The sequence below is a fragment of the Frigoribacterium sp. MEB024 genome, from assembly GCF_000878135.1.
Lineage (GTDB): Bacteria > Actinomycetota > Actinomycetes > Actinomycetales > Microbacteriaceae > Frigoribacterium.
Genome location: NZ_JXQZ01000078.1, coordinates 1 through 18,142 on the forward strand (window position 1 = coordinate 1; position 18,142 = coordinate 18,142).

The 18,142-nt window shown below is 73.5% G+C and carries 15 protein-coding genes; 12 read left to right on the plus strand and 3 right to left on the minus strand.

From position 1 onward, the window contains the following. The first annotated feature begins 586 nt into the window (after positions 1–586). Positions 587–2,197 (plus strand): ATP-binding cassette domain-containing protein, encoded by a 1,611-nt coding sequence (locus SZ60_RS13095; protein ID WP_043596604.1) that lies wholly within the window; start codon positions 587–589, stop codon positions 2,195–2,197. A gap of 300 nt (positions 2,198–2,497) precedes the next feature. Further along, the gene (locus SZ60_RS13100) at positions 2,498–3,643 is read left to right on the plus strand and encodes a BMP family protein (protein WP_082060145.1); all 1,146 of its coding nucleotides are present in this window, start codon (positions 2,498–2,500) and stop codon (positions 3,641–3,643) included. Between the two features lie 135 nt (positions 3,644–3,778). On the opposite strand, the gene SZ60_RS13105 is transcribed toward SZ60_RS13100, so the two are convergent. Continuing rightward, entirely contained in the window at positions 3,779–5,884 is a 2,106-nt protein-coding gene (locus SZ60_RS13105; RefSeq protein WP_043596595.1) for a transketolase, read from the minus strand. 221 nt (positions 5,885–6,105) lie between these two features. Between SZ60_RS13105 and SZ60_RS13110 the strand changes: the two genes are divergently transcribed. The 4 genes from SZ60_RS13110 (at position 6,106) to SZ60_RS13125 (ending at position 9,152) form a co-directional block, all read left to right on the plus strand. After that, complete coding sequence (locus tag SZ60_RS13110) at positions 6,106–6,837, plus strand: GntR family transcriptional regulator (RefSeq protein ID WP_043596597.1); 732 nt, start codon at positions 6,106–6,108, stop codon at positions 6,835–6,837. A 112-nt stretch (positions 6,838–6,949) separates the two neighbouring features. Next, on the plus strand, positions 6,950–7,405 hold the full coding sequence (locus SZ60_RS13115; protein WP_137848180.1) for a PTS sugar transporter subunit IIA: 456 nt from the start codon (positions 6,950–6,952) through the stop codon (positions 7,403–7,405). After that, positions 7,402–7,704, plus strand: a complete 303-nt coding sequence (locus SZ60_RS13120; RefSeq protein ID WP_043596598.1) for a PTS sugar transporter subunit IIB — start codon at positions 7,402–7,404, stop codon at positions 7,702–7,704. The genes SZ60_RS13115 and SZ60_RS13120 overlap by 4 nt, the downstream gene beginning before the upstream one ends. 8 nt (positions 7,705–7,712) lie before the next feature. Continuing rightward, positions 7,713–9,152 (plus strand): PTS ascorbate transporter subunit IIC, encoded by a 1,440-nt coding sequence (locus tag SZ60_RS13125; RefSeq protein ID WP_369700710.1) that lies wholly within the window; start codon positions 7,713–7,715, stop codon positions 9,150–9,152. 231 nt (positions 9,153–9,383) lie between these two features. Here the strand turns inward: SZ60_RS13125 and SZ60_RS13130 are convergent, their stop codons facing one another. Continuing rightward, entirely contained in the window at positions 9,384–10,733 is a 1,350-nt protein-coding gene (locus SZ60_RS13130; protein WP_043596608.1) for an FAD-dependent monooxygenase, read from the minus strand. A 66-nt stretch (positions 10,734–10,799) separates the two neighbouring features. Here SZ60_RS13130 and SZ60_RS13135 point away from each other — a divergent pair, with 66 nt between their 5' ends. Beyond that, positions 10,800–11,300: a MarR family winged helix-turn-helix transcriptional regulator gene (locus SZ60_RS13135; protein WP_082060148.1), complete on the plus strand. Its 501-nt coding sequence runs from the start codon at positions 10,800–10,802 to the stop codon at positions 11,298–11,300. Positions 11,301–11,356: 56 nt separating this feature from the next. Here SZ60_RS13135 and SZ60_RS13140 read toward each other — a convergent pair whose 3' ends face one another. Beyond that, positions 11,357–12,667, minus strand: coding sequence for an amidohydrolase (locus tag SZ60_RS13140; RefSeq protein ID WP_082060149.1), 1,311 nt, complete (start codon positions 12,665–12,667; stop codon positions 11,357–11,359). Between the two features lie 135 nt (positions 12,668–12,802). Here SZ60_RS13140 and SZ60_RS16640 point away from each other — a divergent pair, with 135 nt between their 5' ends. From SZ60_RS16640 to SZ60_RS13165, 5 genes are all read left to right on the plus strand, one after another. Continuing rightward, positions 12,803–13,447: a GNAT family N-acetyltransferase gene (locus tag SZ60_RS16640; RefSeq protein WP_156155608.1), complete on the plus strand. Its 645-nt coding sequence runs from the start codon at positions 12,803–12,805 to the stop codon at positions 13,445–13,447. Between the two features lie 73 nt (positions 13,448–13,520). Continuing rightward, a complete protein-coding gene (chrA, locus tag SZ60_RS13150) occupies positions 13,521–14,789 on the plus strand; it encodes a chromate efflux transporter (protein ID WP_369700711.1) in 1,269 nt (422 codons plus the stop codon). A gap of 68 nt (positions 14,790–14,857) precedes the next feature. Next, a complete protein-coding gene (locus SZ60_RS13155; protein WP_043596600.1) occupies positions 14,858–15,973 on the plus strand; it encodes a nuclease-related domain-containing protein in 1,116 nt (371 codons plus the stop codon). Between the two features lie 174 nt (positions 15,974–16,147). Further along, positions 16,148–17,452, plus strand: a complete 1,305-nt coding sequence (locus SZ60_RS13160; RefSeq protein ID WP_043596601.1) for a PP2C family protein-serine/threonine phosphatase — start codon at positions 16,148–16,150, stop codon at positions 17,450–17,452. A 99-nt stretch (positions 17,453–17,551) separates the two neighbouring features. Continuing rightward, positions 17,552–18,097 carry a cysteine hydrolase family protein gene (locus tag SZ60_RS13165; protein WP_043596602.1) on the plus strand — a complete coding sequence of 182 codons (546 nt, stop codon included), beginning with the start codon at positions 17,552–17,554 and terminating at the stop codon, positions 18,095–18,097. Positions 18,098–18,142: the final 45 nt, after the last annotated feature.

The following is an 18,142-nucleotide window of genomic DNA, read 5'->3' on the forward strand; positions in this document are numbered from 1 at the left end:
GGACGCCGCCGCACCCGCGGGCCCCGCCTCCGCCGCCGCCGCCGCCGCCCGCCAGCCCGCCACGAACTAAACAGCCCGCCACGTAAGAAGGTGGCGGCATGTTTACCTCGTGGCGGCGAGGGCAGGAGGCGCGCTGCAGTTCGCCATCTCGCACGACGCCAGGAAGTGGTCACCGCGCCACGACCAGTCCTGGCGCGGTGTCCATCTCGTGGCGGCGAGCGCAGGAGGCGCGGGTCGACCGGCACCCGCCCCTTGCGGACCGGCGTGGGCACGACCTACCGTGGCGGGGTACCCCGTCGCGAGAGCAGGCACCGGTGCGGCCGACACACCGGCCGGTCGACCGCCCTCGCGGGCACGGGGGCCCACCGCACAGAAGGCAGAGCGTTGCGTCTCATCACCGGTACTGCGCCCCTCGCGCAGCAGTCGCCCTCGCACTGACGCCACTCCCGCCCATCCCGTGAACCGGGCGCCGCCTCGCCCGAGGCGCCGCGCCTCCTGCCGGGTCGCTCCCCCGCCGCAGCCGACCTCGGTCGCCGGCGAGGGAGGGGTGGTCGTCGTGCTCCGACACCATCCACCGGGAGCCCTCGTGCCCACCACCACACCCTCCATCGTCCTCTCCGACCTCTCGTTCTCCTGGCCCGACGGCTCCGGGGTGATCGACCACCTGTCGACCGCGTTCGGGCGTGGCCGCACCGGCCTCGTCGGTGCGAACGGCGCGGGCAAGTCCACGCTCGTCCGACTCGTCACCGGCGACCTCGTCCCCACCGGCGGACGCCTCACGACCACCGGCGAGGTCGACCTGCTGCCGCAACGGCTGCGGTCCCGCGCCGACGACACCGTGGCCGACCTGCTGGGGGTCGGCCCGCGCCTCCTCGCCTTGCGGGCGATCCTCTCCGGCGACGTGACCGAAGGGCAGTTCGAGCTGCTCGCCGACGACTGGGACGTCGAGTCGCGCGCCGCCGCGGCCCTCGCCGACGTCGGGCTGGGCCACCTCGACGGCGGCACCGGCACCGGCACCGGCCCCTCCACCGTCCTCGACCGCCCGGTGTCGACGCTGTCCGGTGGGCAGGCCGTGCTCGTCGCCATCGCCGGCGTGCGGTTGCGGGGTCGGCCGATCGCCGTGTTCGACGAACCCTCGAACGACCTCGACCGACGATCTCGCGGCCTGCTGCTCGACGTGGTCGACCGCTGGCGGGGGACGCTCGTCGTCGTCAGCCACGACCGCGAGCTGCTCGAGCACGTGGACGAGATCGCCGAGCTGCGCGACGGCTCGATGACCGTGTTCGGCGGCACCTGGTCGGCCTACGAGCGGCAGCTCGCGGTGCTGCAGGCGGCGGCCGAGCGCGACGTCCGGGCCGCCGAGCAGGTGTTCAAGGCCGAGCGGAGGCAGCGCATCGAGGCCGAGACGACCATCGCGCGGCGGGCCAAGGCCGGAGCCAAGGCCGGCGAATCGATGCCGAAGATCATGGCGAACCAGCTGCGCGGCCAGGCCGAGGCGACGGCGGGCTCGCTGCGCAGGGCGCACGCGTCGTCCGAGCAGGAGGCGCGGGTCGCGGTCGACACCGCCGAACGACGCCTGCGTCGTGACGACACGATCGTGGTCGACCTGCCGGACCCGGCGGTCCCGGCGTCCAGGCGCCTGGCCGAGCTGACCGTGCGCGGCCGCACCGTGGTCGTCCAGGGGGTGGAGCGCATCGCCGTCGTCGGCGACAACGGGTCGGGCAAGACGACGCTGCTCGAGCAGCTCGTCGGCGCGCCGGACGCGCGGCCGCACCCGCTGCCCGACACGCACGCCGTCACCCTGACCGCCCGGGTCGCCCACCTCGGGCAGAAGAAGGACTCGCTCGACGACGGACTCACGGTGCTCGAGAACGTGCGGCGGGCTGCACCGGACGTTCCCCCGCGCGAGGTGCGCAACCGTCTCGCGCGGTTCCTCGTCCGGGGAGACGTCGTGGACCGGCTCGCCTCGACCCTCTCGGGCGGCGAGCGGTTCCGGGTCGCGCTGGCCGGACTGCTGCTCGCCGACCCTCCGCCCGAGCTGCTGGTGCTCGACGAGCCGACGAACGACCTCGACATGGCGAGCACCGACCACCTGCTCCAGGCGCTGCGCGGCTACCGCGGGGCGCTCGTGATCGTCAGCCACGACGAGGAGTTCCTCGAGCGGCTCGGGCTGGACGCCCGGGTCGAGGTCGGCTGAGCCCCGGGCAGCCGCCCGCCAGCCCGCCATCCCGCCCTCGCCGCCAGCCCGCCGCACGACGCCAGGAAATGGTCACGGCACCACGACTAGTCCTGGCGCTGTGACCATTTCCTGGCGGGGAGCGCGGGAGGCGCGGCGCGGGCCGGACGGGCGAACACAGGAGGCGCGGGTCGGCCCGCCGACGCAGCCCGCCCCCGTCACACGCTTGGCACGGCGGCCCGCAGGCAGTTGACTGTGTCCACCCGTCCGGCCCGCACCGCCGGCACCCCACAGCACACCCGTTCCCGGAGGTCCCGCCTCATGTCCGTCCACCCCGCCACGTCCGCACGCCCGGCAGAACGCCTCGGGGCCGCCCGCCTCGGGGACCGCTCGTCGTCCCGCCTCCGCCACCCGCGCCTCCTCGGGGTCGCCGGCGGCCTCGCCGGTCTCGCACTGCTGGCGGGCTGTGCCAGCGCCCCCGCCGAGGGAGGCGGCAGCACCTCCGCCGCGGGCGAGGACTGCGCCCGGATGGTGACGAACTCGGGTGGGCTCGACGACCGCTCGTTCAACCAGTCGAGCTGGGCCGGCCTGCAGAAGGCCGAGAAGGACGACGGCATCCAGGCCCGCGTGCTCGTCTCGACGACCGAGAACGACCTGGCCCCGAACGTCGCGCAGGCCGTCGACTCGGGCTGCGGCTTCGTGCTGACGGTCGGCTACGAGCTCGCTCCCGCCACCGAGGAGCAGGCGAAGGCCAACCCCGACATCGACTTCGCCATCGTCGACGAGACCGTCGAGGCCCCCAACGTCAAACCGATCCTGTTCGACACCGCGCAGGCCTCGTACCTCGCCGGCTACCTCGCGGCGGGCGTCAGCAAGACGGGCAAGGTCGCGACCTTCGGCGGCGGCAACCAGCCCCCGGTGACCCTGTTCATGGACGGCTTCGCGGACGGCGTCGACGCCTACAACGCCGCGCACGGCACGAGCGTGCAGCTGCTCGGCTGGTCGAAGGAGGCGCAGGACGGCTCGTTCACCGGCGACTTCGAGGACGTCAACAAGGGCAAGCAGCTCGCCCAGGCGCTGATCGACCAGGGCGCCGACGTGATCATGCCGGTCGCCGGGCAGGTCGGCGAGGGGGCGGCGTCGGCCGCACTCGCCACGGGCGGCGTCGACGTGATCTGGGTCGACAACGACGGCTACGACACGTTGCCCGCCGAGTACCGGCCGATCCTGCTGACCAGCGTCATCAAGGACACCGAGAAGGCCGTCCAGCAGATCGCCGTCTCGTCGACCGACGACTCGTTCACCAACGAGCCCTACGTGGGCACGCTCGACAACGGCGGCGTCGGCCTCGCGCCGTTCCACGACCTGGCGTCGTCGGTCAGCCCCGAGCTGTCGTCCGAGCTCGACGCCCTGCGCGACCAGATCGCCAGCGGAGCCGTCACCGTCACCTCGCCCAGCCAGCCGTAGGCCGGGCCCGTACCCCGGGAGGCGCGGTGCGCGAGATGTCGCACCGCGCCTCCCCGAGGCGGGCGGGTTCGCGGGACCCGGGCGTTCCTGAGCGCCCGTCGACGCCGAACTCGCCCGTTCCGCCATCGGACCAGGTCAGGCCATCGCCGCGCGGCCGACCCCGGCCAGGGCGGCAGCGGCACGCACCGCGGCGACGACGCGGTCGGTCGTCATGCCGCGCTCGCGCAGCGCGTCGGCCGCGGGGGCCGACAGGCCGAACTCGTCGATGCCGACGACGACGCCGTCGGGACCGGCGACGCCCTCCCAGCCGAAGCTCGCGGCGGCCTCGACGACGACCCGGGCCGACACCGCGCGGGGCAGCACCCGCTCGCGGTACTCGGCGGGTTCGGCGTCGAACCACTCGCGGCAGGGCATCGACACGACGCGCACGGCGAGGTCGTCGATCCGCGCGACGGCCTCGAGCACGAGGGCGACCTCGCTGCCCGTGGCGACGACGACCACGTCGGGCGTGCCGCCGTCGGTCGAGCCACCGGCCGAGCCACCGGTCGAAGCCGGCGCGTCCTGCACCACGTAGGCCCCGCGGCGCACGCCGGCGAGCACCACGTCGGCCGGAGTCGCCGCGACCGGCAGCGGCTGGCGGGCCAGCACGAGACCGGCCGGGCCGTCCTTCTCGAGGATCGCCAGCCACGCCGCGGCGGTCTCGGCACCGTCGGCCGGGCGCACCACCGAGAACCCGGGCATCGCGCGCAGGCTCGCCAGGTGCTCGATCGGCTGGTGGGTCGGGCCGTCGGCGCCGAGGGCGACCGAGTCGTGCGACCAGAGGTAGGTGACCGGCAGCTGCATGAGCGCCGCCAGCCGGATCGCCGGGCGCTGGTAGTCGCTGAACACGAGGAACGTCCCGGCGAAGAATCGCGACCCCTCGATCAGCGCGATGCCGTTCATGGCCGAGGCCATCGCCCCCTCGCGCACGCCCCAGTGGACGTTGCGACCGGCGCGTCCGGTGCCGGGGGCTTCCTCGGGGAGGTACGACGCGCCTCCTGCGATCGCCGTGCGGTTGGGCTCGGCGAGGTCGGCCGACCCGCCCCACAGCTCGGGCAGCGCCTCGGCGAGCGCCTGGATGACCTTGCCCGACGCGTCGCGGGTGGCGAGCGTGTCGCCGGGCGAGAAGACGGGGAGGCGCGACCCGAGGTCCGCGGGCAGGGTGCGTGACCGCGAGCGCCGCAGTTCGGCGGCGGCCGCGGGGTGGGCCAGCTCCCAGGCGTCGGCGGCGACCTGCCAGGCCTCGCGGGCGGCCCGGCCGCGCTCGAGCACGGACCGGGTGTGGGCGAGCACGGCGTCGTCGACGGTGAAGGGCTCGGAGTCGACGCCGAGCTCGACCCGGGTCGCGGCGACCTCGGCGGCACCGAGCGGGGCGCCGTGCGAGGCCGAGGTGTTGCGGGCGTTCGGGGCGGGCCAGGCGATCTGCGACTTGAGCACGACGAGGTGCGGGCGGTCGCCGCGGCGATCGGTGGTCGAGAGCACCTCGTCGAGGGCCTCGACGTCGACGTCGCCGTCCGGGGCGAGCCCGACGTGGTCGACGCGCCAGCCCTGCGCGGCGAACCGGGCGCCGACGTTCTCGCTCGAGGTGAGGCTCGTGTCGCCCTCGATCTGGATGTCGTTGTCGTCGTAGATCACCGTCAGGTTGCCGAGGCGGTGACGCCCGGCGAGCGCACCGGCCTCGTACGAGAGGCCCTCCTGCAGGTCGCCGTCGGACGCGAGCACGAAGACGCGGCGGTCGAAGACGGACTCTCCGGGGGCGGCGTCGGGGTCGTTGACGGCACGCTCGTGCAGCATCGCCATCGCCATGCCGACGGCCGTGGCGAGGCCCTGCCCGAGCGGCCCGGTCGTCGTCTCGACACCGGGGGTGTGGCCGAGCTCGGGGTGGCCGGGGGTGCGCGACCCGAACGACCGGAACGCCTTGAGGTCGTCGAGCGACACGTCGTAGCCGGTGAGGAACAGCTGCGTGTAGAGCAGGACGCTCGCGTGCCCGCAGCTCAGCACGAACCGGTCGCGGCCGGCCCAGTCGGGTGCCTGCGGGTCGTGCCGGAGGTGCTTCTGGAAGAGGAGGTGCGCGACGGGGGCCAGCGCGGCCGCCGTCCCCGGGTGGCCGGACCCGGCACGCTCGACGGCGTCGAGGGCGAGCAGGCGGGCGGTGGTGACGGCGGCGTCGTCGAGAGTGGCCTGATTGACAGCATGGGTCACGTGTGGGGCTCCGGTTCGGGGTGGGACGGGCTGGTCTCCGACGACCGTACCGTTGGTCATCAGGACGTCATGATGAATCAAGACGACTGCCGACTTGCACCCGTGGTCGGCGAGACGTACCCTCGTCGAAGTCATCATGACGACTTGACGACCTGACGACTCGACGCCCTGTCGACGTCGGTCGGGCACCACCCACTTCAGCAACGGCGCGGAGGCACCAGATGAGCACCACGAGCGGCACGAGCAAGTACGTGGCCGTGCGCGAGCACCTGCTCTCCCGCATCCAGAAGCTCGAGCCCGGGTCGCAGCTGCCCGCCGAGCCCGTGCTGTGCGACGAGTACGGCGTCAGCCGCATCACGCTGCGGCACGCGGTCGACGGCCTGATCGCCGACGGCCACCTGGTCCGCGAGCACGGCCGGGGCACCTTCGTCACCGAGCCGCAGTACCGCCTGCACTACCGCGAGCGCTTCGCCGACGAGGTCAAGGGCTTCCACGCGCAGCAGACGGGCGAGGGCTTCGCGGTCAGCACCCGCGTGCTCGACCAGAAGGTCGTCCGGGCCGGCGAGACGGTGGCGAGCCACCTCGACATCAACTCGGCCGACGAGGTCGTCGAGCTGACCCGCCTGCGCTTCGTCAACGGCTCGCTGCACCACCTCGTCGTGACCTGGTTGCCGTACGCGCTGTTCCCCGAGACGGCGACCGTCGACTTCACCGACGGCTCGCTCTACGGGCACCTCGACCGCGAGCACGGCGTGACGCTCGCCCGGCAGGACCTGTTGGTCTCGCTCGACGGCGCGAGCACCCTGCACGCCGACGAACTCGACGTCCCCCTGGGGACGACCCTGCTGAAGATCGCGTCGACCGTGTTCGACGGCGACGAGCGGGCCGTCGCGTACGGGACCAGCCACTTCACCCCGCAGAACAGCGAGATCTTCTTCGGCCTGCACGGCTGACCGACCGGGTGCGCCCCGTCCGCCGAGCCGCGCCTCCTGAACCCCTCCCGACCACCACGACCACCGACGCCCGTCCCGACGCCGACGTCACCGACCCCCACCAGGAACGACAGTGCTGACCGACCTCCTCACCCCCGAGACCATCCTCTTCGCCGACCGCGTCGACGGCTGGCGCGACGCCGTCGAACGCGTCGCGCAGCCCCTGCTCGACAGCGGCGCCGTCAGCAGCCACTACGTCGCGGCGATGACCGACTCGATCGCCGCGGGCGGCACCTACATCGACCTCGGCTTCGGCATCGCCCTCGCGCACAGCCGGCCCGAGAACGGCGTCGAGCGCACCGGGCTCTCGAGCCTGCGCGTCGGCGAGACCGTGCTGCTGAACGACGAACCCGCGCACCCGATCGACCTCTTCTTCTGCCTCGCCGCGACCGACCCCCAGAGCCACCTCGACACGATGATGGCCCTCGCCACCCTGCTCTCCGACGAGACGCTCCGCGCCGAGCTGCTCGCCTCCTCCACCCCCGCCGACACCCTGGCGGTCCTCACCAAGATCGGACAGAACGCATGAAATTCCTCGCCGTCTGCAGCTCGGGCCTCGGTTCGAGCTTCATGGTCCACATGAACATCGAGAAGGTCCTCAAAGAGCAGGGCATCACCGGGGTCGACGTCGACCACGCCGACCTCGGCTCGGTCGGCCCGGGTGCCGCCGACGTCATCTTCGTCGGCGCCGACCTGGCCGACTCGGTCGGCGGCCTCGGCGACGTCGTGGTGCTCGACAGCATCATCGACCTGGCAGAGCTCCGCACCAAGGTGCGCGAGACCGCGATCCGCAAGGGCGTCACCGTGCCCGACGCCGGGGCCAACTGATGGAGGGCGTGCTCTCCGTCCTGCTGGACGTCTTCCGCCAGCCCGCGATCATCGTCGCGCTGATCTCGCTCGTCGGCCTGCTGCTGCAGCGCAAGGCGTTCAGCGACGTGCTCAAGGGCACCGTGCGCACCCTCGTCGGGTTCCTCGTGCTGGCCGCCGGTGCCGGCGTGGTCGTCGCGTCGCTCGACCCGTTCGGCGCCATGTTCCAGGAGGCGTTCAACGTCCAGGGCGTCGTGCCGAACAACGAGGCCATCGTCGGCCAGGTGCTACTCGACTACGGTTCGGCCGCCGCGCTGATCTTCTTCTTCGGGTTCATCGTCAACGTGCTGCTGGCCGCGACGACGCACTTCAAGTACATCTACCTCTCGGGTCACGTCGCCTTCTACATGGCCGCGATGATCGCCGTGATCCTCGGCGTCGCCGGGTTCCCGGTGTGGGGCGTCGTGCTCTGGGGTGCGCTGCTGCAGGGTCTCGTCACGACGCTGTCGCCGGCGATCGTGCAGCCCTTCATGCGGAAGGTCACCGGCTCGAACGACGTCGCCCTCGGCCACACCGGCGGTGCCGGCGTCGCCCTGAGCGGCCTGGTCGCCACGCTGACCCGGGGCAAGGGCACGCCGTCGAAGTCGACCGAGGACATCACGTTCCCGAAGGGCCTCGGATTCCTCCGCGACACCACGGTGATCGTGGCGCTGTCGATGGCCGTGATCTACGTCATCGTCGCCCTGTTCGCCGGGTCGGCGTTCGTCGAGACCGAGCTGAGCGACGGCCAGAACTACATCGTCTACGTCGTCATGCAGGCCGCCACCTTCTCGGCGGGCGTCTTCGTGATCCTCGCCGGCGTGCGCGTCGTGCTGGCCGAGATCGTGCCCGCGTTCAAGGGCATCAGCGAGCGCCTGGTCAAGAACGCGATCCCCGCACTCGACGTGCCGATCACGTTCACCTTCGCCCCCAACGCCGTGCTGATCGGGTTCCTCGCGAGCTTCGTCGGCGGCATCGTCGGCATGTCGGTGATGATCTTCGCCGGCACCGCCATCGTGATCCCGGGCGTCGTCGCCCACTTCATGACCGGAGCCGCCTCGGGCGTCATCGGCAACGCCGCGGGTGGTCGACGTGGTGCCGTGCTCGGTGCCTTCGCCAACGGTCTCGCGATCACGTTCCTGCCGCTGTTCCTGCTGCCGGTGCTCGGCGACATCGGACTGTCGAACTCGACCTTCTCCGACTCGGACTACGGCGTGGTCGGCATCCTGTTCGGTCAGATCAGCCTGGCCGGCGGTCAGATCGCCGTCATCGTCGCGATCCTCGCGTCGCTCGTGCTGGTGTACGCGTCGAGCCTGTTCGTGCGGGCTCGTGCCCGCCGGGCCGGTGGCGGCGACGGCGGCGACGACGCGGGCGACGCTCCGACGGACGCCGACGGCACGCGCGTCGGCGAGACCGCCTCGGCTCGCTAGGCCGACCTCCCGCCAGGACGGGCGGGTCCGGTGTGAGCGGTCGTCTTCGGACGCCCGCCTCCCCCGGACCCGCCCGTTCTGCACGTGCGTGTCCGCCGCGCGTGTCCGCACCCTCCGTCAGACGCCTGCACCGCGCCTCCTCGTGCCGCCTGCTCGGTCGAGTGGTCCGAGATCGTCCTTCCCGACGGGGCGAAGGACGATTCGGGACCACTCGACGGGAGCGTCAGGGCGTCAGGCCTCGAGGTGTGCGTAGTCGGGCAGATCGAGCGCGTCGGCCGGCGGGGTGGAGAAGCGCGCCCCGAGCCGACCCGCGACCCGGGTCGACGCGAGCCGTACCCCGGCGTGGAACAGCGCGACGCCCGCGCGGAACGTCGGGTTGGCGACCAGCGGCACCCCCGGCGGCAGCTGCTGCGCCTGCTCGACGTAGGGCCGCATCAGCCGCTCGTACCCGGCGAAGGCGTCACGGTGGTGACGGTGGGAGGCGAGCTCGCCGGCCAAGACGTAGGCCCCGGCCAGCGACAGGCTCGTGCCCATGCCGCTCACCGGCGAGGCGCAGTACGCCACGTCGCCGAGCAACACGACCCGTCCCGACGACCAGCGCGGCGCCCGCACCTGCCCGATCGACTCGAAGTAGAGGTCGTCGGCGTGGTCGAAGCCGTCGAGCACGCGTCGGGCCTCCCACCCCGCATCGTCGAAGATCTCGTGCAGTCGGGCCCGCTGCTCTGCGACGGTGCGGCGCTCGGCCCCGCCCCGCTCACGGGTGCGGTCGGTGACGAACGACATCGCGGCGCGGATCGTCCCGTGGGCGTCGGGCCGCAGGGTGATCGAGCGACCCCCGGCGGCGTTGTACCAACGCCACCAGTCGTCGTCGGCGGCCGTCCGCGGGATCGTCGCGTACGAGGTCTCGAGCCCCAGCGACCGGATCGTCGGCTCGTCGCCGAACACCAGGCGCCGTGTCGACGAGCCGATGCCGTCGGCGGCGACCACGAGGTCGAAGCGTTCGTCGGGAGCGTGCTCGAACGAGACGACGACGCCCCGCGAGCCGGACCCGGGAGGCGCGGTGCCGACGGGCGTGGAGGCCTCGGTGGTCGTCGGGTCGCCTCCGGTGGCGGCATCGGCTGCGGGGCCGGCGGCCCCCACCCCGACCCCGGCCCCGTCGTCCTCGCGAATTCCGGTGATGCGGTCGCCGAAGCGGTACGTGGTGCCACGACCCTGGCCGTCGCCCGTGGTACGCCCGACGAGGAGCCGCGCGAGGTCCCCCCGCAGGATCTCGAGTTCGGCGGTCGCGCCTCCCGAATCGGAGGTTCCGGCGGGGAACTCGGCGACCATGCCACCCGTCGGCCCGACGAACCGGGTGCCGACCTCACCCGTGGTGGCGGCGCGGACGTCGTCCTCGAGGCCCATGCGGCGCACGACCTCGCGGCCCGCACCGCGGACGTCGACGTTCTGCCCGCCGGTCCGCAGCTCGGGGGCCCGTTCGACGATCGTCGTCTCGAACCCGTAGCGATCGAGCCAGTAGGCGAGGGCGGGACCGGCGATGCTGGCGCCCGAGACGAGGACGCGGGTGCGTGGGGTGGGCATGGTCACGGATTGCTCCTCCGGTTGATTATCAATTTCATTGGCAATCTACACGGCTATCGTTGGGTCGTGACCGAAAGCGATGCCCTCGACCGCCCCGACCGCGACGACCGCACCCGGGCGCGGCGTGACGGTCGCCAGCTGCCCGCGGACGACATCCGCGCTCGCGTGCAGCAGGTGGCCGTCCGACAGCAACGCTTCGAGCGACACCTGGCCGAGAGCCTCGGCGTCGACCGGGCCGGGCTCGACGCCATGGACCACCTGATCACGACCGGCCCGGCGACCCCGAGTGAGCTGGCGCGCCGCGTCGAGGTGTCGACGGCCGCGATGACCCTCGTGTTGAACCGCCTCGAGTCGGCCGGTCACGTGCGGCGCGAGCGACACCCCTCCGACGGTCGCAAGCTGATCGTCACGGCCGAGCAGGCGTCGGCCGACCGGGCCTACGAGCAGGTGCTGCCGATGATCGACGGCATCGAGCGCCTCGTCGACGGCATGGACGAGACCGAGCGGGCGGTCGTGCAGGGCTTCCTCGACCGACTGATCGCCGTGTACGACGACGCCACCCCCTGAGGCCGTCCCGAGTTCGTCGACGAGACGTCACGACGTGCCGAGACGCGCGGGTGCGTTCAGTGCCCTGCGCCTCCTGACGCACCGTGATCCGCCAGCCACTCGTGGGCCGCCGCGACGAGTGCGTCCACGCCGTTCGTCAGGGTCGGATCGACGACCGGCGCGTAGAGCGGCGAGTGGTTCGAGGGCAGTCGTCCGACGATGCGGGCGAGGTCCGCGGGCGAGGCGGCCTCGGCGAACGACGTGGGGTCGGCTCCCCCGAGCAGCCAGAAGCTGCACGGGGCACCGGCCGCGGTGGCGAGGATGCCGACGTCCTCGCTGCCCGTCACCGGCCCGGGAGCGATGACCTGCTGCTCGCCGAAACGACGCACCAAGGAGGCGCGGGTGCGGTCCGCCGCGGACGGATCGTTCACGACGGCCGGGAAGCTCTCGTAGTGCTCGACCGTGGGCGGCTGCGGTGCGCCGGCCGCCGCGGCCTCGCCCTCGGCGATGCGCGTGACGGCGGCGAGCGCGCGTTCGCGGACGTGCTCGTCGAACGATCGCATGCTGATCAGGATCTCGGCGGTGTCGGGGATCACGTTGTTCTTGGTGCCCGCGTGGATCGACCCGACGGTGACGACCAGCCGCTCGGCCGCCGACGTCTCTCGCGACACGACGGTCTGCAACCGGAGGACGGTCGCGGCCGCCAGCACGATGGGGTCGACGGTCGTCTCGGGGCGCGACCCGTGCCCACCGCGACCGTGGAAGGTGATGCGGATGCCGTCCTGCGCGGCGAAGGCGGGGCCGGACTGCAGGGCGACGAGACCGGCCGGGAACGGCGCGACGTGCTGGCCGAGGACGACGTCGGGGGTGGGGACGCGGTCGAACAGCCCGTCGGCCACGAGCGCGCGGGCGCCGGCACCGAGCTCTTCGGCGGGCTGGAAGAGCACCTCGAGGGTGCCCGACCAGGTGTCGCCGGTCGCCAGTCGGCGTGCGGCACCGACGAGGCAGGTCACGTGCACGTCGTGACCGCAGGCGTGCATCACCGGCACGTCGCGCCCGTCGGGGTCGGTGCCTCGGGCCGTGCTGGCGTAGTCCAGGCCGGTGGCCTCGGCGACGGGCAGCCCGTCCATGTCGGCGCGCAGCAGCACGGTCGGGCCGTCCCCGCGGCGCAACACGCCGACCACACCCGTGCCCCCGACGCGGGTGTGCACCTCGAAGCCGAGGGCGGTGAGCTCGGCCGCGACGATCGCGGCCGTCGCGTCCTCGTGGAACGACAACTCGGGGTGTCGGTGGAGGTGCCGGTACAACTCGTCGAGCGGGGCGCCCACGGCGGGCGGCCGGGCGTCGTCGGGGAGGGGGCGCGGCTGGTCGGTGCCGGTCGAGGTCATGAGGTGCTCCTCTGGTGGTGCGTGGGTGGTTCGTCGCGACGACGCTACCCACCACCCCCGTCACTCGCCACGTGCCACGTGCCCGCCGCCCTCTCGCCGCCCCTCGTGACCGCCGACCCGGCCTACGCTCGAGGGGTGACCGAGACGACCGACGACCTCGCCCCCCTCGTCGACCGGTGGGTGGAGGGCTGGTCGCTCTCGCGCGGCGGCGCCCGTCACCGAGACGGTGAGGCCTGGCAGGTCGACGTCGCCGCCGCGACCCGCGCGGTCGAACGCATCGTGGCGCAGCCGACGCCGGCCGAACTCACCCGCCTCGTCGACGAGACGACCACGTCCGACGTCTGGCTGTCGGTCGTCGGCCCCCTCGACGGCGTCGCCCACGAGACCCTGGCCCGACTCGAAGCGGTCACCCACGCCGAGCGCATGATGACGGCCCCCGTGTCGGCGACGCTGCTGCCCGCCGACGTGATCCTCGACGGTGACGGTGACGACCAGGTCGTGCACGTGAGGGTCGAGGTCGACGGCGTCGTCGCCGCCCGCGGCCAGGCGGCGGTCGTCGGCGAGCACGTCGTCTTCGACCGCATCGCGACCGAACCCGACTTCCGGAGGCGCGGGCTGGGTCGCCGCGTCATGGCCGGCCTGGAGCACGGGGCCGCCGCTCGAGGAGCGACGACGGGCCTGCTCTTCGCGAGCGTCGACGGTCGCCGCCTCTACGAGAGCCTCGGCTGGCGCGAGGTCGCCGAGCTGGGGACCTGGCGGGGTCGCGGCCTCCCGGGGTGACGACCCGCGCCTCCTCGTCGGTGGCCCCGTGGCCGCGATACCGCGCGGGGCGGTCACCTGCCACGATGACCTCGTGACCGAGCGCGCACCCGATCCGGCGGCCCGACCCGAGAAGCTGTCGAGCCGCGGCCCGGCCCGGGTGCGTGAGGTGCTGGCGGCGTTCTCGGTGCTCGGTGTCACGTCGTTCGGCGGTCCGGTCGCGCACCTCGGGTACTTCCGGGCCGAGGCCGTGAGCAGACGACGTTGGCTCGGGGACACCGGGTACGGCGACCTCGTCGCGATCGCTCAGTTCCTGCCCGGCCCGGCGTCGAGCCAGGTCGGGTTCGGGCTCGGCCTGCTCCGGGCGGGGCCCGTCGGAGCGCTCGTCGCCTTCGTGGCCTTCACCCTGCCGTCGGCACTCGTCATGTTCGTCATCGCCACCGGCGTCGGCCTGTTCGAGGGGCCGGTGGGCTCGGCGATCGGCGCGGGGCTGGGGATCGGCGCGGTCGCGATCGTCGCCCATGCCGTGATCGGCATGTCCCGCGCGCTGGCACCGGACCCGACGCGGGCGAGCATCGCCGTGGCCGCGGCGGTCCTCGCGCTGGCGCTGACCGGTCCGGCCGGGCAGCTCTCGGCGATCGCGCTGGGGGTGCTGGCCGGGCTCGCCTTCTGTCGGGGGTCCGACCCGACGGCCGGAGCGGCGGTGCCACCCGTCCACCCCGAGCCCCTCCTGTTCCCCGTCTCGCGGGCCGCGGGCGTCGTCTGCCTCGTGGCCTTCGCCTCCCTGCTGGTCGGCCTTCCCGCCGTCGCCGCCGCGACCGGCTCGGGGACGATCGCGCTCGTCGACGTCTTCTACCGCGCCGGCGCCCTGGTCTTCGGCGGCGGGCACGTCGTCCTGCCCCTCTTGCACGCCGGCCTGGTCGAGCCGGGCTTCGTCGACGACGACACCTTCTTGACGGGTTATGCCGCCGCCCAGGCCGTCCCCGGCCCGCTGTTCACCCTCGCGACCTACCTCGGCACCGTGGCCGACATCGGGCCGGGAGGCGCGCTCGGGGCCGCGCTCGCGACCGTCGCGATCTTCGCGCCCGGGTTCCTCCTGCTCGTCGGGGTGCTGCCGTTCTCGAACGCCTTGGGGAGCCGGGGGCCGGTCCGGGCCCTGATGCGCGGGGCCAACGCGGCGGTCGTGGGCCTCCTGGTCGCCGCCCTCTACGACCCCGTCGTCACGACCGCGATCACCGGGGTGGCGCCGTTCTGCCTGGCGCTCGTCTGCTTCGTGCTGCTGGTCGTGTGGCGGACCCCGCCGTGGGCCGTCGTCGCGGTGGCGGCGGCCGGCGGACTGGTGCTCGGGGCCCTGCCCGCCTGACCCCCCGGACCGGGCGGGGCCCGGCGAGGCACCCGCGCCCCGCCCGCACCCCGTGTTCTGCTGGAGGCATGCCGTTCGACCAGAGCCTCGTCCCGTGGATCATCGCCGCCGTCCTGCTCGTCGCCCTGATCGTCGTCGCCGTCGTGCTGCGCGCCCGGGCGAAGCGGGCCCTGGCCACCGCGAAGGCGGCCGCCGACGAACAGGCCCGGGCCGCTCGCGAGCAGCACGAGGCCCTCGCCGCGGCCCACGACGACGCCCTCGCCCAGGCCGCCGCCGACCACGCCCGCGAGCGCGACGCCCTCGGTGCCGAGCGCCAGGCCGCCCTCTCCGAGGCGAAGCAGGCCCGCGACCTCGTCGCCGCCGGCCTCAAGTGGGAGGCCACCTCGCGCGACGACATCGCCGACGCCTGCCGCCAGCTGGGCGTGGACGCCGTGCTGCTGACCAACGTGGTCTTCGTGCCCACGGCGACCAGCGCCTCCTCGCGGTTCGTCGCGCAGGTCGACCACGTCCTGCTCGCCGAGACCGGCGTGATGGTGATCGAGAACAAGGGCTGGAACGGCATCGTCTTCGACGGGCTCACGCCGAGCAGCGTGTTCCCGGCGTTCGCGGGCCTGTTCGACGAGAGCACGATGACGCCGCCGTTCGCGCTGCAGGTCGTCAAGGACTCGCCCACCGTGCTGACCGTGCGCACCCACCTCGGCCGCGAGGCCCCCGCGTCGCAGGTGCGGCGCCAGGCGCAACGGCTGTCCGACCGGGTGCAGGCCGAGACCGGCGTCCGGCTCTGGTTCGACACCTGCGTCTTCTACTCGCACCGCGACGCGACGGTCTTCGCGACCGAGCGCGACGCCACCGACGGAGGCGCGTCCACGGCGATCGTGTCGCACCGGTCCCAGCTCGCGGGCGTCGTCCGTGAACTGACCTCGCGCCCGACGAAGAAGCTGTCCCGGGCCCGGGTCGACGACCTGGCCCGGCTGTTCGCGTCGTACGGCGCCGACGTGCTGCGCTTCGGCGCCTACGCCCAGGAGGCGCGGGTCACGCCGACGCCGGAGGCCGCGGAGGCGCAGGAGGCGCGGGTCGCGTCGAACCCGGAGGTCGCGGAGGCGCAGGAGGCTCGGATCGCGTCCACGCCGGAGGCCGCGGCCCCCGCCACCCGGGATGCCCGGGGTTCCGACCCGACCGAGTGAGTCCGGGCGTCGCCCGGGGACGACGCCTCGCCCCCAGGAGGCGCGGTGCACGTCGTGCCCACACCGCGCCTCCTCGGGTCGTCCTTCCGTCGGTCGCACCCTGTAGCGTCGTCCCGAAGGCGAGACAAGACGACACCTGTGGTCGATGGACGACCCAGGGGCGAGGGGACCGGCATGGGACGCGTGACCGAGGGTGCCGACGCGGTCGGGCGGGCACTCAACACGGCCCTGCGGCGCGTACCTCTCGAGAAGGTGCCTCTGTTCCGACAGTCGTTCATCACCCTGCTGGTCGTGCTGGCCGCGGTGCTCAGTGCGACCCTGCCGTGGCTGATCGTCACCGACGCGGTCACGATGTGGCTCGGCGTCGGGGTGGCCGTCGCCGCTCTGGCGTTCGCCGCCCTGATGGCCCGGCACGCCGAGCTCCGCCGGTGGGAGATGCTCGTCCCCGCCGCCGACTTCGTCGCCGTGGGTCTGCTGCGCTACGGCACGGGCGACCAGCGGTCGGTCTTCCTGCCGATCGTGCTGCTGGCGGTGATCTGGGTCGCGTCCTGGCCCGGCCGGCGCAACGTCGTGCTGCCGCTGGTCGGAACCTGCGTCACCTTGCTGCTGCCGTACCTGTTCAGCTCGGAAGGCCGTGGCCCCAGTGAACTGATCCGCCTGGCGTTCGCCCTGATCGTCTACGCGACGGTGGCCGCGGCGGTCAACGAGCTGGCCCGACAAGCCAAGGCGCGCCTCGAACGGGCGCGGGCCCAACAGCACGCCGTCGAGCGAGAACTCAACCGGGCGGCCGTGGTGCAGCAGTCGCTGCTGCCTCCGGACGCCTCGACCCTGCCCGACTCGTTCGCGGTGTTCGGGGCGTGCGTGCCGGCCCGCGAGGTCGGCGGCGACTTCTTCGACTGGTACCCGACCTCGTCCGGCATCGCCGTGACCGTCGGCGACGTGATGGGCAAGGGCGTCGGCGCGGGCATGATCGCGGCCGCGGTGCGCTCGGTGATCCGCAGCAGCGTCGACGACGGCGACCCGGCCGAGGCCTTCCACCGCGCCTCCGTGGGGTTGACGACCAGCGCGTACGACACCGAGACGCAGTTCACGACGTCGTTCCACGCGCGCATCGACGCCGACGGCGGCGTGCTCTGGGCCGACGCGGGGCACGGGCTGGCGTTCATCCGGCGGGCGGCGGGCGGGGTGGACCGTCTCAACTCGGCCGACCTGCCGATCGGCGTGGGCACCGGCTGGCAGCGGCACCGCTCACAGCTCGACGAGGGCGACGTGTTCGTCTGCGTCAGCGACGGCGTGCTCGACCTGTTCCCGATCGAGCTCGAGGCGCTGCACGACCTCGAGCAGCTGCTCGCCGCGACGCCCGAGCCGGCCCGCATCGTCGAGGTCGTCGAGGGGCTGGCCCGCGAGCGCGAGCGCAGCGACGACGTGACGGTCGTCGCGACGACGCTCGTGCCGACGTCGGTCCCGGCGCGCACCTGAGCCGGGCGGCGACCGGATCGCGGGAGGCGCGGTGCCCGTCGGACGCACACCGCGCCTCCTCGTCCCCGCCCTGGGCGTGCTGCCTGGCATGCTGGCCCGATGACCCGCGCCCTGCTCATCGTCGACATCCAGCTGGACTACTTCCCCGGGGGCGCGTTCCCCCTCGTCGAGCCCGAGGCGGCGGCAGCAGCCGCCGGCGACGTGCTCGAGGAGTTCCGGGCGTCGGGCGAGCCCGTGGTGCACGTCTTCCACGTCTCGACCGGCGACGGCGCGACGTTCTTCCGACCGGGGACGGCCGGCGTCGCCTTCCACCCGGCCGTCGAACCCCGGGACGGTGAACTGGTCGTCGAGAAACACGTGCCGAACAGCTTCGTGGGCACGGGACTCGAGGCGAGCCTCCGCGAACGCGGCGTGACCGACCTCGTGATCGTCGGGATGATGAGCAGCATGTGCGTCGACTCGACCACACGGGCCGCGCACGAGCTCGGCTTCACCTGCACGGTCGTCGCCGACGCGTGTGCCGCCCCCGACCTCGTGCACGGCGGGACGACCGTCGCCGGCCGCGACGTCCACGCGGCGTTCATGGCCGCCCTCGACGGCAGCTTCGCGACCGTCGTCACGAGCGAGGCGCTGCTCGCCGCCTGACCGGTCGGCGCGCAGGGCCGCGCCGGGCCGCGCAGGGCCGCGCAG